Origin of the sequence: Limimaricola sp. AA108-03 (assembly GCF_050847355.1) — a bacterium.
Classification (GTDB): domain Bacteria; phylum Pseudomonadota; class Alphaproteobacteria; order Rhodobacterales; family Rhodobacteraceae; genus Limimaricola.
Window position 1 is genome coordinate 40,610 of sequence record NZ_CP193762.1, and the last position, 13,903, is coordinate 54,512.

Genomic DNA, 13,903 nt, shown 5'->3' on the forward strand with positions numbered 1-13,903 from the left:
CTCCTTTTTGCGGATCAGACGACCTGCTTGTTGACCATTGAGCTATGGCTCAATTATGGCCAACAACAACGCGAAAACGCCGCCGCAAATGGTTGCGGCGGCGTCCAGTTTCCAGGCCACTCCAGTTATCGCCCGTCTGTAAGCGAAAACAGGACAAATCCGCCGATGCCGACTGCTGCGCTCAGGGCTTCGGGATGCCGAACTCCTCGGGCGACCGCTTGGCGAAGCCCGCCTCGTGCACGATCCAGGAGGAGGTCGAGCGATAGGCGTCGAGGAATGCCTCGGCCTCGGCGCCCGAGGCATTCATGATGCTGAAGCCGCGGTCCGCCATCAGCGCCTCGAACTCGGGACTGCGTGCGGCCTCGGCGAAAGCGTCTTGCAGCGTCGCAACGATATCGTCGGGGGTGCCGTCCTTGACGAACACGCCGAAGAACGGCCCCCAGGGCAGGTAGTCGGCCAGCCCCGGCAGGGTCTCGGTGATCGGGGCGACATCGGGAAGCAGAGGGTGGGTCTCGGTGTCGACGAGGCCGATCACCTTCATGCGGCCGGCGCGGATGCCCTCGATCGCCGCGCCGAGCACCGCCGGCATCACGTCGATCGCGCCGCCCTGCAGCGCGGTGAGCGCCGGGCCGTCGCCGTCATAGGGCACGCGGGTGAAGTCGAGCGGCACCTGGTTGGTCAGCATCGCCAGCACGATCGAGGTCAGGCCGCCCGGCCCGGTCGAGCCGACCTTGACCGCGCCGGGATTGGCTTCGGCATGGGCGATCAGGCCGGCCATGTCGTCATAGGGCGCGTCGTTGTTGGCGACGAAGATCGGGATGCCGCGGGCCAGCACGTTGATCGGCACCATGTCGTTGTAGTCGGTCTCGGCGAGGCCCAGCACCTTGTACATCTGCGGGTTCTCGGCGCCCATCAGCAGCGTGTAGCCATCGGACGGACGGGCCATCACGTGCTTCATCGCGATCGCGCCGACGCCGCCGGTGCGGTTGGTCAGCACCACCTTGCCGCCGAGGATCTCCTCGGCATGGGGCGTGACCGAGCGCATCACCGTGTCGGTCGAGCCGCCGGCCCCCCACTGGATCACGCCCTGGATCTCCTTTTCCGGGAATTCGGCCAGCGCCGGGGCGGCCATGGTCATCGCGGCCAGCGCCACGCCGATCAGGGTTGTCCTCATTTTCATCTTCTCCTCCTCCTTCGATGAATCGCTCAGGCCGCGCGCGACGGCGGCAGTGCCGCCCCCGCGAGCAGGTAATCGACCAGCCGCTCGGCCTCGGCCTCGAACATGCCGGCGCCGGTCATCGTGGCGCAGCCCAGCTCGCGCGCCGCCGCGACCATCGGCGAGACCTCGGGCCGGGTGATCGCGCAGGCCACGAACTGCCCGCGCCGCATCCGGGCCGGATCGGCCGGAAAGGGATCGCCGGGGCGCATGCCGCAGGGGCTGACATTGGCGATCAGGTCAAAGTCCGTAGGGTCGTCGGATCCGGGGCCGACCTGGCCCGGAAAGCGCGTTTCGAGCGCGGTGATGACCGCATCGCGCCGGGCTGCGTCGAGATCGGCGATAGCAAGAAAGGCGGCGCCGCGGGCAAGGATCTCGTGCGCCACAGCGGCGCCGGCGCCCCCGGCGCCGATCAGCAACGCCCGGCGCCCCTCGGGGTCGAAACCCCGGGCCGCGACCCCGTCCATGTAGCCCAGCCCGTCGAGATTGTCGCCGACGAGCTGGCCCTGCGCATCTTTGTGGATCACGTTGACCGAGCCTACAAAGCGGGCCCGCTCGCTGACCACGTCACAATGGTCGATCGCCGGGATCTTGTGCGGGATCGTCACCACCGCGCCGCCGATGTTCGGCACCGCGCGGATCGTGTCGAAGACCGCCGCGACCCGTGCCGCCGGCACCTGCATCGGCGGCACGATGGCGTTGACGCCGCGCCGGGCGAGGATCTCAGTGAGGTAACGCGGCGAGCGCACCTGCGCGACCGGATCGCCAATCACCGGGTAGAGGATGGTCTCGCCGTCAAGCTGCGGCATGGGAGGTCTCCTTGCTGGTTCGGGCGGCGCGGGCGGCGGCATGGCCGCCGGCGATCGCGCCGAAGACGAGGGCCGGGCCGAGGGTGATGCCGGGTCCCGGATAGGTGCCGCCCATGATCGACTGCATGTCGTTGCCGGCGGCGTAGAGCCCCTCGATCACCGTGCCGTCGGCGCGCAGCAGCCGGGCCGAGACGTCGGCGCGAAAGCCCAGGGCAGTGCCGATATCCGCCGGTTGCAGGCGGACGGCATAGAAGGGCGCGGTGGCGATTGGGCCGAGCGTCGGGTTCGGTTCGACGGCGGGATCGCCATTGTGGCGCTGATACGGGGTAGTGCCGCGCCCAAGGGCGGTATCCGTGCCCGATCGCGCGGCGGCGTTGATCTGCGCCACGCTCTCCTCGAGTGTCGCGGGCTCCGCGCCGATCCGTGCGGCCAGCTCGGCGATGTTGTCAGCGCGGATCAGGTAGCCGTCAGAGAGATAGGGGCCGAGCCTGTCGCCGCCGGGTCGCACCATGCCGAGACCATAGCGCCGGATCGCCGCCGCGTCGGCGACGATCCAGCCATGCGCGGTATCCGATCCGCCTTCGAGCATCGCCTGGCCGAACCGGTGGTAGGACAGCGTTTCGTTGACGAAGCGCCGCCCGCGCGCGTCGACGCAGACCGTGCCGGGCTTGGCGCGGTCGAGTACGAAATGCGGAAACACCGCCCGGCTGCCGTCGCGACGCGTGCGGATCGAGCAGGGCGCCCAAAAGGCGTTCTGCGCGCCCCCGGTGCCGTAGTGCGCGCCAAGCGCCTCGGCCATCGGGTGCAGCTCGGCGGTATGGCCCGGCGCGGCGGGGCTGTCGGGGCCGAGCGCCGCGGGCAGGTGCGCGGCGCGGCGGCGCGGATCGCGGCCGAAGCCGCCGGTGGCGAGGATCACCCCGCCACGCACTGCGATCCTCTCGGCCCCGCCCGGCCCGTCGAGCGCCAGCCCGGTGACCCGACCGGCATCGGAGATGATTTCGGCGACGCTTGTGTCGCGCCGGATCTCGACGCCCAGATCGGCGGCGCTGGCCAGCAGCCGGGCGACCAGCGCGTTGCCCATCACCAGCCGGGTATGGCGGCCGTGGCGCAGCCGATCGCGGCCGTAGCGCGCGACGATGCGCAGCGTGTGCATCATTGCCGACGGGCTGCGCCAGCGGGCCAGCAGCTGGGGGATGTCGGTGCGGTCGATGTTCATGCCGCCGAGAATGGTAAATTCGGGGATCGGCGGGCGGATCGCCTCACGCAGACGGCCCATCGGCCGCGTGTCGAAAGGCACCGGCTCGATCGCGCGGCCGTTAAGGGTCGCGTGCGGCGGCGCCCATTCGTAATCGGGGTGGCGTGGGCAGGGGCGGAAGGCGACTCGCGTCTCGGCCTCGAGGCGGGCGATGACGCCCGGCCCGGCATCGAGGAACGCCTCGCGCATTGCGCGGTCGCCATGGCCGCCGACCGCGCCGTCGAGAAAGGCCGAGACCCGCTCGCGGTCATCCTCCGGGTTGATCGCGCGGCCCGGCGCGCTCAGCGGCACCCAGACGGTGCCGCCAGACAGGGCGGAGGTGCCACCGATCAGGCCGGTCCGCTCGATCAGCACCACCGAGGCGCCGTCCAGAGCCGCAATCACTGCCGCGCACAGACCGGCGGCTCCGGACCCGACCACCGCGACATCGTATTGCCGCTCTTTCACATCCGCATCCATGCCCATCCTCCCCAGCGAATCGCTCCTTGCTACCACCTAATCAAAAAACGGAAAGTGATTCAAGTTTAGAAAATACTTCCAGTATGGGGCGATTTTCCGTATGGTGATTGCATGACGGTCAAGGAGGCGCCGATGAGCAGCGCGTTGGAAAAGGGGCTTTCGGTGGCGAGCTTTCTCGCCATGCGGCCCGACGGGGCATCGATCAGCGAGATCTCGCAGGCGCTCGGCCTGCCGCTTTCGGGGGTGCACAGGTTGCTCAAGGAGCTGGAAACGCTGGGCTATGTGCGGCAGGTGCGCGACCAGGGCGATTACGCGCTGTCGCTCAAGCTGGCGACGATCGGCCTGACCTTTCTCGCGCAGACCGGCATCCCGGATCTGAGCCAGCCGATTCTCGACCGGTTGGCGGCGCGCAGCGGCGAACTGGTCCGGCTGGCGCTGGCCGATGGCGAAGATCTGGCCTGGGTCGGCGTGGCGCAGGGCGCGACGTCGGGGCTGCGCTACGATCCCGGCGCCGAGCAGGGACAGGTGGTGCATCTGGCCTCGGCCGCGGGGGGGCACGCCTGGCTCTCGGCGATGAGCGACGAGGCAGCGGTCGCGGCGGTGATGCGCCAGGGGCTGGAACGCCCCGGCGCCGGCCCGGCGGCGCCGCGCAAGCTCGACGAGCTTATGCAGGCCATCGCCCGCGCCCGCGCGGCGGGTCACGCCATCTGCACCGACAGCTTCATCCCCGGCATGGCGGCGATCGCCATGTTGATCCGCCACCCCGACAGCGGCCTGCCGATCGGCACCGTGTCGATTGCCGGCCCGGCGGTGCGCGCCACGCCCGAGCGGCTCGAATCCATGGCGCCCGACCTCGCGGCGGCGGCGGAGGAGCTGTCACAGGCGAGCCGCGCGTCGCGGGCCTTCTCGCGCCATTTTCAGGCAGCTGATACGCGGCGGCGGGCATGAACGCGGCCGCGCCCGACCAGAAGCCGCCGATGACCGATGCGTGCGACCTCGTGGTCGTGGGCTCGGGGGCGGGCGGGCTGACCGCGGCGGTGGTCGCGGCCCGGCTCGGCCTGTCGGTGGCGGTGCTCGAGAAGGCCGGGCGCTTTGGCGGCACCACAGCCTGGTCGGGTGGCTGGCTCTGGGTGCCGGGCAACCCGCTGGCGCGGGAGGCTGGCATCGCGGAGGCGCCGGGCGCGCCGATGCGCTATCTGCGATCGGTGATGGGGCCGGCGGCGGACGAGGATCCGCGGATCGCGCGTTACCTCGAGACCGCGCCCGAGATGGTCGACTGGTTGCGCCGCCACGGCGCGATGGAATGGATCGACGGCAATTCGGTCCCGGATTTCCGCGACCTCGACGGGGCGGTCGCGGGCGGGCGCTCGGTCTGCGCGCGGCCCGTGGACGGGCGGTCGCTGGGGCCGCTGATCGACCGGCTGCGCCCGCCGCTCGGGGTGATCTCGCTGGCGGGGATGGGTCTCGCGGCGGGGGCCGACATGCGACATTTCTTCAACGCGACCCGGCGCCCGGCCTCGCTGCTGCATGTCGCGCGGCGGCTGGCGCGGCACGGGCGCGACCTGCTGCGGCACCGCCGCGCGATGCAGCTGGTGGGCGGCAACGCGCTCGCCGCGCGGCTGCTGCGCGCCGCCTCCGAGGCGGGCGTCGATCTGCGGGCCGGGACCGGCGTCGCCGATCTGCTGCGCGATGGCGCCCGGGTGACCGGCGTCCGGCTCGAGGATGGGCGCGAGCTGCGGGCGGCGCGCGGCGTGGTGCTCGCCACCGGCGGCTTTCCCCATGCGCCGGATCTGCAGGAGCGGCTCTTCGCCCCGGCGGCGGCGCGGGGGCACCGCTCGGCCGCGCCGCGCGAAAACACCGGCGCCGGGCTGCGGATGGCCGAGAGGGCGGGCGCGCGGCTGCGCAGCGACCTCGTGCATGGCGGTGCCTGGGCGCCGGTCTCGCTGGTGCCGGACGGGCAGGGCGGGCACTACCATTTCCCGCACCTGGTGGACCGCGCCCGGCCGGGGATCATCGCCGTGCGCGGCGCGGGCGAGCGGTTCTGCAACGAGGCCGGCAGCTACCACGCCTTCATGTCCGCGCTGTTCGAGGCGACGCCCGAGGGCGCGGCGGCGGAATGCTGGCTGATCGCCGATCACCGCGCGCAGCGGCGCTGGGGCCTGGGCTGGTCCAAGCCCTTTCCCTTCCCGCTCGCTCCCTATCGCCGGGCCGGCTACCTGGTGAGCGGCCGGACCCCGGCCGAGCTGGCGGCGCGCTGCGGGCTCGACGGCGAGGTGCTGACCGCGACCATCGCGCGGTTCAACGCCGCCGCGCAACGGGGTGACGATCCGTATTTCGGCCGTGGCCGCAATCGCTACGACCGGGTGCAGGGCGACCCCGAGCGCCGCCCCAACCCGACGCTGGGACCTTTGGAGCGCGGGCCGTTCCACGCGGTGCGGCTGGTGCCGGGCAGCCTCGGCACATTTGCCGGGCTCGATTGCGACGCCGAGGCGCGGGTGCGCGACGCGGCGGGCCGCCCGATCCCGGGGCTGTTCGCCGCCGGCAACGACATGGCCTCGATCTTCGGCGGCCACTACCCCTCGGGCGGGATCACCCTCGGCCCGGCCATGACCTTCGGATTCATCGCCGCCCATGCCGCCGCGAGGCGCGACGGCGCGGCCCCTGCCACCGCAAACGCGAGCGGAGACCTCCATGAAACTGTTTGAACTCGTCACCCTCAACACCGTGCTGTTCGGCGCGGCCAAGGCCGCGCCGGGGCTGCAGGCCTGGCTCGAGGCGCCGGAGGCGCGCGGCACGCTGCTGGGGGCCTGGGCCAGCGATGTCGGCCAGCTCAACGACGTGATCGTGCTGCGCGGCTTCGAGACAGCCGAGGAGCTGATCGGCGAACGCCAACGCGCCCGGCTCTCTGACGACCCGTTCGGCTGCAAGGAGCAGCTGCGCGGCTGGAGCGCGGACAGCTACCTGCCGCTCGACTTCACCCTGCCGGTGACACCGGGCGAGCATGGCCGCGTCTATGAGATCCGCAGCTACCGGCCTAGGCTCGACGGACTGGCGCCGACGATCGAGAAATGGCGCGCGGCGCTGCCGGTGCGGACCGAATACTCGCCGCTTTCGATCGCGATGTATTCGCTCGACGGGCCGACCCGGTTCACCCAGATCTGGCCCTACCCTTCGGCCGATGCCCGCGCCGAGATCCGGGGCCGGACGGTGGCCGACGGGGTCTGGCCGCCCAAAGGCGGGCCGGACTGGCTCACCGCCGAGATGACCTCCACCCTGGCGGCGCCGCTGCCCTTCTCGCCGCTGCGCTAAGATGGCCATGACCCATCGCCTGTCGCTCGCGCATCTGACCGCGCCCGAGCTCGCGCCGCCCGAGATGGTCCGGGTCGCGGCCGATCACGGCTTCGACCATGTCGGGCTGCGGCTGCTGCCGGCCGCCGATGACGGGCCCTATCCGCTGCTGACCGATGCCGCGCTGGCGCGCGAGACGCGGGCGGCGATGCGCGACACCGGGGTGACCCTCGCCGATGTCGAGATCGTGCGGATCGGACCCGGCTTCGACCCGCGCCGGGTCGAGGGGCTGCTGGCGCGCGGCCGCGAGCTGGGGGCGCGCCACGTGCTGGTCGCCGGGGACGACACGGATCGGGCGCGGCTGATCGACGGCTTTGGCCGGCTGTGCGACCTGGCGCGGTCGCACGAGCTGACGGCGGATCTGGAGTTCATGCCCTGGACCGCCGTGCCGGACATCGCCGCCGCCGCCGAGGTGCTGCGCGCGGTGGCGCATCCGGCGGCGGGGCTGCTGATCGACGCGCTGCATTATCACCGGGCGGGCGGCACGCCCGAAGCGGTGGCGGCGCTGCCGCGCGACTGGCTGCATTACGCCCAGCTCTGCGACGCGCCGGCGGCGTTCGACCCCGCGCCCGAGGCGCTGATCGCGCTGGCGCGTGGCGACCGGATGATGCCCGGCACGGGCGGGATCGACCTCGCGGCGCTGATCGCCGCCCTGCCCGCTGACATCGTGTTCAGCGTCGAGGTGCCGCAGCTGGCCCGACAGGGCGTGGTGCCGGCGGAAGACCGGGTGCAAGAGGCGTTCGAGGCGGCGTGTCGGCTGCTCGGCTGACGCACCCGAGAGCAAGGGGGAGGAGACCCATGCACGATCCATCGAAGAGGATGCCCGGCGAGACCGCCTTTGCGGTGGTGCTCGTGGCATTGAGCGGCTTTCTGTTGTGGCAGGCCTATCTGATCGCGGGGTTCGAGGCGCTGTCCTCGCCTGGCGCGTTTCCGATGGCGGCGGCCTTCGCGATGCTGGTGTCGTCGCTGGCGATCCTGGTCAAGACGCTGCAGCTGCGCGAACGCGCGGCGCTGCGGTTCTTCTCGGACGTGACGCCGCCGGTGATCCTGGCGATGTTCGCGATGATGCTGGGCTACGCCCTGCTTCTGAAGCCGCTGGGCTTCCTGCCGACCTCGCTGCTGTTCCTGACCGTGTCGATCTTCGCGCTGCGGCGCCGGGGGCTGTTATGGTCCTTCGGCATCTCGCTGGCGTCGCTGGCGCTGGTCTACGTGATCTTCCGGCTGGTGTTCACCGTTCTGATGCCGTCGGGGATCGTACCTGAGGGCGAGATATTGGCTTGGCTCGGCAACCTGTTTTCCGGGGAGGAGGCCCAATGATCGAGGCTCTGCAATTCTTCCTGATCTCCTGGCTCGACCTGAAACTCCTCGGGCTGGTGGCCTTGGGCACTTTCGCCGGCATCTACGTGGGCGCGATACCGGGCCTGTCGGTGACGATGGCGGTGTCGATCCTGATCTCCTTCACCTTCGCCTGGGACGTCTACCCGGCGCTGTGCCTGATGGTCGGCATCTACATGGGCGGGGTCTATGGCGGCTCGCGCACGGCGATCCTGCTGAACATCCCCGGCGCGCCCTCGGCGATCGCCACCGCGCTCGACGGCTACCCGCTGGCGCAGAAGGGGCAGGCCGGCGAGGCGATCGGCCTGTCGACGGTGATGTCCTTCGTCGGCGGCTTCATCGGCATCGGCGTGCTGGCGGTGGCCGCGCCGTTCGTGTCGGAGTTCGCGCTGACCTTCCAGCCGCGCGACTACATGCTGCTGGCAATCCTTGGCATCCTGCTGGTCGGGTCACTCTCGGGAGAGAGCCTGCTCAAGGGTGTCTTCGCCGGCAGCCTCGGCCTTCTGATCGGGGCGGTGGGGCTCGATCCGCTGACCGCGCAGGAGCGTTTCACCTTCGGCGTGGTCGAGCTCTGGGGCGGCATCTCCTTCATCGCGGTGATGATCGGCCTGTTCGGCGTCTCCGAAGCGCTGATGCAACTGCACCACATCGACAAGGCAGCGGTCAAACAGACCATCGGCCGAATTGTCCCTTCATGGGGCGCGATCTGGAAGTATCTGCCCCTCTCGATGCAGACCTCGTCGATCGGGGTGATCATCGGCGCGCTGCCGGGCACGGGTGGCGACATCGCCGCGCTGATGGCCTATGACCACGCCAAGCGGATCACCAAGCACCCCGAGGTGCCCTTCGGCGAGGGCGCGCAGGAGGGGCTGGTCGCGCCCGAGACCGCCAACAACGCCGCCGTGGGCGGCGCCTTCATCCCGATGCTGACGCTGGGCATCCCCGGCGACGCGGTGACCGCGATCATCATCGGCGCGATGTTCATCCACGGCCTGAACCCCGGCCCGATGCTGATGATCGAGCAGCCGCAGATGTTCTGGTTCATCACCGGGGCGCTGGTGCTCGCCAACATCTTCATGCTGGTCTTCGGCCTGACCGGCATCCGGCTGTTCACCAAGATCGTCGAGATGCCGCGCACGGTGCTGATCCCGCTGATCCTGCTGTTGTCGATCGTCGGCGCCTACGCGGTCAACAACTCGATCACCGACGTCTACTGGATGCTGCTGTTCGGCGCCTTCGGCTACCTGCTCAAGACCTATGGCTACCAGGTCGGCCCGGTGATCCTCGGCGTGATCCTGAGCCGGCTGATCGACGAGAACTGGCGCCGGGCGATCATCTCCGAGCAGGAGGATCTGGGCGCGCTGTTCGCGGGCATCCTCACCAGCCCGCTGTCGCTGGTGCTGTTCGGGGCGGTGGTGTTCATCTTCCTGAGCCAGACCCCGCTCTGGACCGGGCTGCGCGGGCGCTTCGGCACCCGCCGCGCCAAGGGCGACGGGGTATGAGCGCGCCCGCCATCGCCGTGCTCGGCGCCGGCCGGATCGGCCGGCGCCACGCCGAGCTGATCGCCGCCTCCGGCACGGCGCGGCTCGCCGGGATCGCCGATCCCTCGCCACAGGCCGGGGCGCTCGCCGCCGAACTGGGCTGCGCCCATCATGACGGCCTCGCAGCACTGCTGGAGGCCGGGCCCGACGGGGTGGTGATCGCCACGCCCAACGGGATGCACGCCGAGAACGCGCTCGACTGCATCGCCGCCGGCGTGCCGGTGCTGGTCGAGAAGCCGCTGGCCGCGACGCTCGAGGATGCGCGCCGGATCGTGACGGCCGCCGAGGCGGCCGGGGTGCCGATGCTGGCGGGCCATCACCGCCGCCACAACCCGCGCGTCAGGGCCGCCGCTGAGGCGATCGGGTCGGGGCGGATCGGAAGGGTGGTGGCCGCGCATGGCTTCACCTGGCTGATGAAGCCCGCCGACTACTTTGCCCCCGACTGGCGGCGGGCCGAGGGAGCGGGGCCGGTGCTGACCAACCTCGTCCATGACATCGACCTGATGCGGCTTCTGTGCGGCGACATCGTCGCGGTGCAGGCCCAGGCCTCGGACGCGGTGCGCGGCCACGCGGTCGAGGACAGCGCCGTGGTCACGCTGCGCTTCGCGAGCGGCGCGCTCGGCACGATGACCGTCTCGGACACCGCCGCCGGGCCGTGGAGCTGGGAGCTGACCGCGGCCGAGAACCCGGAATATCCGGCGACCGACCAGAGCTGCTACCGGATCGCGGGCACCGAGGGGGCGCTGGAGCTGCCGAACCTGCGGCTGTGGCGCCATGACGGCGCGCCGTCATGGTTCGCGGCCCTTGAGGTCGAGACGCTGGAGACAAGCGACGCCGACCCGCTCGCCCTGCAGATCGAGCACTTCGCCCAAGTGATCGCCGGCGCCGCGCCGCGCGTCACCGCCCGCGACGGGCTGATGGCGCTCGAGGTCGCCTCCGCCGTGCGCCGCGCCGCCCGATCCGGCACCACCATCACCCTGACGAAAGACCCCGCGCCATGACCGACGCGACCGCCCCCCTGCGCCTCGGGCTGATCGGAGACAACATCCGCGCCTCGCGCTCGCCGCTGCTACTCACATGAGAGCTTTCCACTTATCGCTGATTGGCAGCTCGATGAAATGTCTATTGTGGAGGATTATTCCGACGGTCAGGGCAGGGCCAGCCACAGCGCGGCGCTGATCGTGGCAAAGGAGGTAAGCGTCATCGCCAGCATGGCGACGGCGGCGCTCTGCGCCTGGCCGAAGCGCTGCGCGAGGATCGGATAGATCCCCATCGCCGGCATCGCCGCCATCACCACCCCCGCCGCCGCCAGCGCCGGGTCGGCGACGCCGAGCCCGGCGGCGGCCATCGCAGCCAGCCCCAGCCCGACCGCGAGCGGATGCGCGACGAGCTTGCCCAGCACCACCGGGATCACCGCCCGGTTCACCGCCGCCAGCGGCAGGGTGGCGAGCGTGCCGCCGATCACCGCCAGCGACAGCGCGGCGCTGGCATTGGCGAGGATGTCGACCGGGCGCTCGACCAGCACAGGCAGCGGCAGGCCGAGCGCCGAGACCCCGAGGCCGAGCGCCAGCGCGACGATGATCGGGTTGCGGACCAGCCGCGCGGCGATCATCCGCGCCAGCCGCCATCCCCTCGGCCCGCTGGCGCTCGCCCGTTCGGCCAGGATCAGCACCAGCGGGATCATCACCAGGTTCTCGACCACCATGTTCATCGCCAGCGCCGAGGTCGCAACCGAGGGCAGCGCCATCAGCAGCACCGGGTAGCCGATGAAGCCGCTATTGGCGCAGGACATGCCCATGGCGTGGAAGGTGGCCGCCTGCGGCGGGTGGCCGCGATGGCGCATCCAGCCGTAACCGGCCGCGAACACCGCGAGCGAGCCGCCGAGCATCGCGGCGAGGTAGCCGGGATCGGCGATCTCGCCCAGCGGGCGCTGGGTCACCGCCCGGAAGATCAGCGCCGGCAGCGCGAAGCCGACCACGAACTTTCCCAGCGCGGCCATGTCGCCCGCCCCGAGCGCTCCGATGCGCACCGCCAGATAACCCACCCCGATCAGGACGAAGATCACGCCCGTGATCGGAAAAATGTCGAACATGAACCCTCGCAACGTGACTGGCGGGACGGGTTGCCCGCTTGCGGCCAATGCCTATTGGTCCTCCGCGCTCCGCGGCAAGAGGTCTCCGACCATTTCGGCCCGGTCATCCGTCCCTGCCTCATTTGGGGCCCATGGTTCGACAGGGGCCCAGTCGTCAGATGAGCAAACGGGCTTTGAGGAGTAGCCCGCAGACCGCCACGGCGCGATCCTGTCGCCCACTCATCCCATCGACAGGGTAGCCCGTGCCTGGCGATCGCTGCGGCCGTATCTTCTTGCTGTCTATGTAGCGCCTGCCACCAAGCGTCATTGCATCATTGTTCTAAAACCAAGAAGAAGGATGTCCGCTAGCAAAGATACCTCCTTATTGATGTGGGTCGGCGGGCTGAGGGGCCCAATGCGGCCGAGAGGGACAATGGGCGCCTACCTGCGCCTTGGCCCGCCAAGCGCCCAAGGGTCGAGCACATCGGCACCGAGCGCCATGAACGGCATCGGGGTGCGTGTCGCGACCATCACGCCCGGCCGGGAGAGGGCGATCGCGGCGATCTGCCCATCCGCGATCGAGATCGCGTAGCCCTTCTGGCGCGCGGCCGCGACCTGCGTGCCGTAGATCCGCGCCGCCGCGCCATCGAAGGGCAGGATCCGACCGGAAAAGTCTTCTTCGAGAATGGCCGTGACGGCCCGTATCAGTCCGTCACGCCGCTTGCCGCCCGGCATTGCCTGAACGCCGAAGATCAGTTCCGCCGCCGTGATCGCGCTCAGATAGAGGTTCGTGGGGTCCTGTGCGTTGAGCCAATCCATGACGGCATCGTCGGGGACTTTCCTCTGGGTCTCGGCGATCACGCTCGTATCAAGGAGGATCAATCGAACAGGCTCAACTGGTTCGCGGACTGGTCCCGCTCGACGGCCAGCTCATCCCCCAGATAGCGCCCATAGCGCTCCCGGAGCCGGTGGCCAAAGCCGCCGTCGCTGGAGGCAATGGCAGCGTGCACGAGGATCGAGCGCACCTCCGCCTCGAGGCTGCGTCCGTTCAATTGGGCTTGCGCACGGAGACGCTCGTGAACCTCGTCCGGCAGGTTTCTTACCGTCATGTTCGCCATGATCCCTCCGGCACGATGGCAGATCTTCGGGAGTGATGGCCTTGTGAGGGGGCATATTCAAGCAACGGGATGTAGACGTGGTCGAACCGGGCAAGGGTGCAGCCCTGATGCTTTCCGCGCACCGGGCCTCGGTCCAGTCGGCGCGCCGTCCGACGCAGCCGCAGATCCGATGATCCCGTGGGATCAGCCCCCATCTTCCGGGAACGCGCAGGGAGGCTGGGAGGAGATAGGTCCATGCCCAGCATCGAGGTCGTCGACCTGCACCGATGCCGACCTGCAGCCTGCGTCCCCGTCCGGATGTGACAAGACGTCACGGGCCGGATCAGATGGGCCATCTCGTGGTAAGAGGCCTTTCCCGACAGCTCCTATGGGGCATGGGACACCACGGACAACAGCAGGAGGCTTCCATGTCGATCGATCCGACTTTCACATACTGGACTGCCGTCTTCATCCCTGCCGGCGAGGTCGAACCCACGGCAATGACAGCGGACTTCAACGAACTCGGCGAAGGCGACCCGGTCGATGCACGGGGCGCGATGGTGCATTTCAGATCAGCCCTGGGCGCTAAGGCCAAAGTGCTCGACGTCTATCCGTTTCCCGATCCGGACGAAGCGCTCGAGACCTACCGGGCGACAGAGACGCTCAAGGTCGCTGGCATGTGAGGCCAGATGGACGGTCGAGGCGCGACGACCGGGTCCTGAGACCTGTGCGATCCCGCCTCGCCAGCCGTCTCCCGCTTGCAGCGTTGCCT

At 70.2% G+C, this 13,903-nt stretch carries 14 protein-coding genes; 8 read left to right on the top strand and 6 right to left on the bottom strand.

Annotation, left to right across the window (positions count from 1 at the left end; all coding sequences use genetic code 11):
• Nucleotides 1-181: 181 nt before the first annotated feature.
• From ACRAQ3_RS20735 to ACRAQ3_RS20745, 3 genes are read right to left on the bottom strand one after another with little or no spacing between them, the layout of a single operon-like run.
• On the bottom strand, nt 182-1,174 hold the full coding sequence (locus ACRAQ3_RS20735) for a tripartite tricarboxylate transporter substrate binding protein (protein WP_322338283.1): 993 nt from the start codon (nt 1,172-1,174) through the stop codon (nt 182-184).
• 32 nt (nt 1,175-1,206) lie between these two features.
• Complete coding sequence (locus ACRAQ3_RS20740) at nt 1,207-2,025, bottom strand: shikimate dehydrogenase family protein (RefSeq protein ID WP_322338272.1); 819 nt, start codon at nt 2,023-2,025, stop codon at nt 1,207-1,209.
• Nucleotides 2,012-3,739, bottom strand: a complete 1,728-nt coding sequence (locus tag ACRAQ3_RS20745) for an FAD-dependent oxidoreductase (RefSeq protein ID WP_322338271.1) — start codon at nt 3,737-3,739, stop codon at nt 2,012-2,014. Before ACRAQ3_RS20745 ends, ACRAQ3_RS20740 begins: the two co-directional genes overlap by 14 nt.
• 132 nt (nt 3,740-3,871) lie before the next feature.
• Between ACRAQ3_RS20745 and ACRAQ3_RS20750 the strand changes: the two genes are divergently transcribed.
• The 7 genes from ACRAQ3_RS20750 to ACRAQ3_RS20780 are packed head-to-tail and all read left to right on the top strand — an operon-like array spanning nt 3,872 to nt 10,964.
• Nucleotides 3,872-4,687 carry an IclR family transcriptional regulator gene (locus ACRAQ3_RS20750; protein ID WP_322338270.1) on the top strand — a complete coding sequence of 272 codons (816 nt, stop codon included), beginning with the start codon at nt 3,872-3,874 and terminating at the stop codon, nt 4,685-4,687.
• Nucleotides 4,684-6,444, top strand: a complete 1,761-nt coding sequence (locus tag ACRAQ3_RS20755) for an FAD-dependent oxidoreductase (protein ID WP_322338269.1) — start codon at nt 4,684-4,686, stop codon at nt 6,442-6,444. The genes ACRAQ3_RS20750 and ACRAQ3_RS20755 overlap by 4 nt, the downstream gene beginning before the upstream one ends.
• Nucleotides 6,431-7,048 carry an NIPSNAP family protein gene (locus ACRAQ3_RS20760; protein ID WP_322338268.1) on the top strand — a complete coding sequence of 206 codons (618 nt, stop codon included), beginning with the start codon at nt 6,431-6,433 and terminating at the stop codon, nt 7,046-7,048. The genes ACRAQ3_RS20755 and ACRAQ3_RS20760 overlap by 14 nt, the downstream gene beginning before the upstream one ends.
• A gap of 1 nt (nt 7,049) precedes the next feature.
• Entirely contained in the window at nt 7,050-7,856 is an 807-nt protein-coding gene (locus ACRAQ3_RS20765) for a sugar phosphate isomerase/epimerase family protein (RefSeq protein ID WP_432257179.1), read from the top strand.
• Nucleotides 7,857-7,885: 29 nt separating this feature from the next.
• The gene (locus ACRAQ3_RS20770) at nt 7,886-8,404 is read left to right on the top strand and encodes a tripartite tricarboxylate transporter TctB family protein (protein ID WP_322338266.1); all 519 of its coding nucleotides are present in this window, start codon (nt 7,886-7,888) and stop codon (nt 8,402-8,404) included.
• The gene (locus ACRAQ3_RS20775) at nt 8,401-9,924 is read left to right on the top strand and encodes a tripartite tricarboxylate transporter permease (RefSeq protein ID WP_322338265.1); all 1,524 of its coding nucleotides are present in this window, start codon (nt 8,401-8,403) and stop codon (nt 9,922-9,924) included. The genes ACRAQ3_RS20770 and ACRAQ3_RS20775 overlap by 4 nt, the downstream gene beginning before the upstream one ends.
• Nucleotides 9,921-10,964, top strand: a complete 1,044-nt coding sequence (locus ACRAQ3_RS20780; RefSeq protein WP_322338264.1) for a Gfo/Idh/MocA family protein — start codon at nt 9,921-9,923, stop codon at nt 10,962-10,964. Before ACRAQ3_RS20775 ends, ACRAQ3_RS20780 begins: the two co-directional genes overlap by 4 nt.
• Nucleotides 10,965-11,110: 146 nt before the next feature.
• Here ACRAQ3_RS20780 and ACRAQ3_RS20785 read toward each other — a convergent pair whose 3' ends face one another.
• The 3 genes from ACRAQ3_RS20785 to ACRAQ3_RS20795 all read right to left on the bottom strand — a co-directional run bounded on the left by ACRAQ3_RS20785 (nt 11,111) and on the right by ACRAQ3_RS20795 (nt 13,152).
• A complete protein-coding gene (locus ACRAQ3_RS20785) occupies nt 11,111-12,055 on the bottom strand; it encodes an AEC family transporter (protein WP_322338263.1) in 945 nt (314 codons plus the stop codon).
• Between the two features lie 420 nt (nt 12,056-12,475).
• On the bottom strand, nt 12,476-12,916 hold the full coding sequence (locus ACRAQ3_RS20790) for a type II toxin-antitoxin system VapC family toxin (RefSeq protein WP_432257180.1): 441 nt from the start codon (nt 12,914-12,916) through the stop codon (nt 12,476-12,478).
• The gene (locus ACRAQ3_RS20795; RefSeq protein ID WP_322338261.1) at nt 12,913-13,152 is read right to left on the bottom strand and encodes a FitA-like ribbon-helix-helix domain-containing protein; all 240 of its coding nucleotides are present in this window, start codon (nt 13,150-13,152) and stop codon (nt 12,913-12,915) included. Before ACRAQ3_RS20795 ends, ACRAQ3_RS20790 begins: the two co-directional genes overlap by 4 nt.
• A gap of 407 nt (nt 13,153-13,559) precedes the next feature.
• On the opposite strand from ACRAQ3_RS20795, the gene ACRAQ3_RS20800 reads away from it, so the two are divergent.
• Nucleotides 13,560-13,814, top strand: a complete 255-nt coding sequence (locus ACRAQ3_RS20800; protein WP_322338260.1) for a hypothetical protein — start codon at nt 13,560-13,562, stop codon at nt 13,812-13,814.
• Nucleotides 13,815-13,903: the final 89 nt, after the last annotated feature.

Bases quoted from the DNA above. Each gene is read 5' to 3' on its own strand.
- ACRAQ3_RS20735 (WP_322338283.1), bottom strand. From the start codon at position 1,174: ATGAGGACAACCCTGATCGGCGTGGCGCTGGCCGCGATGACCATGGCC.
- ACRAQ3_RS20740 (WP_322338272.1), bottom strand. From the start codon at position 2,025: ATGCCGCAGCTTGACGGCGAGACCATCCTCTACCCGGTGATTGGCGAT.
- ACRAQ3_RS20745 (WP_322338271.1), bottom strand. From the start codon at position 3,739: ATGGATGCGGATGTGAAAGAGCGGCAATACGATGTCGCGGTGGTCGGG.
- ACRAQ3_RS20750 (WP_322338270.1), top strand. From the start codon at position 3,872: ATGAGCAGCGCGTTGGAAAAGGGGCTTTCGGTGGCGAGCTTTCTCGCC.
- ACRAQ3_RS20755 (WP_322338269.1), top strand. From the start codon at position 4,684: ATGAACGCGGCCGCGCCCGACCAGAAGCCGCCGATGACCGATGCGTGC.
- ACRAQ3_RS20760 (WP_322338268.1), top strand. From the start codon at position 6,431: ATGAAACTGTTTGAACTCGTCACCCTCAACACCGTGCTGTTCGGCGCG.
- ACRAQ3_RS20765 (WP_432257179.1), top strand. From the start codon at position 7,050: ATGGCCATGACCCATCGCCTGTCGCTCGCGCATCTGACCGCGCCCGAG.
- ACRAQ3_RS20770 (WP_322338266.1), top strand. From the start codon at position 7,886: ATGCACGATCCATCGAAGAGGATGCCCGGCGAGACCGCCTTTGCGGTG.
- ACRAQ3_RS20775 (WP_322338265.1), top strand. From the start codon at position 8,401: ATGATCGAGGCTCTGCAATTCTTCCTGATCTCCTGGCTCGACCTGAAA.
- ACRAQ3_RS20780 (WP_322338264.1), top strand. From the start codon at position 9,921: ATGAGCGCGCCCGCCATCGCCGTGCTCGGCGCCGGCCGGATCGGCCGG.
- ACRAQ3_RS20785 (WP_322338263.1), bottom strand. From the start codon at position 12,055: ATGTTCGACATTTTTCCGATCACGGGCGTGATCTTCGTCCTGATCGGG.
- ACRAQ3_RS20795 (WP_322338261.1), bottom strand. From the start codon at position 13,152: ATGGCGAACATGACGGTAAGAAACCTGCCGGACGAGGTTCACGAGCGT.
- ACRAQ3_RS20800 (WP_322338260.1), top strand. From the start codon at position 13,560: ATGTCGATCGATCCGACTTTCACATACTGGACTGCCGTCTTCATCCCT.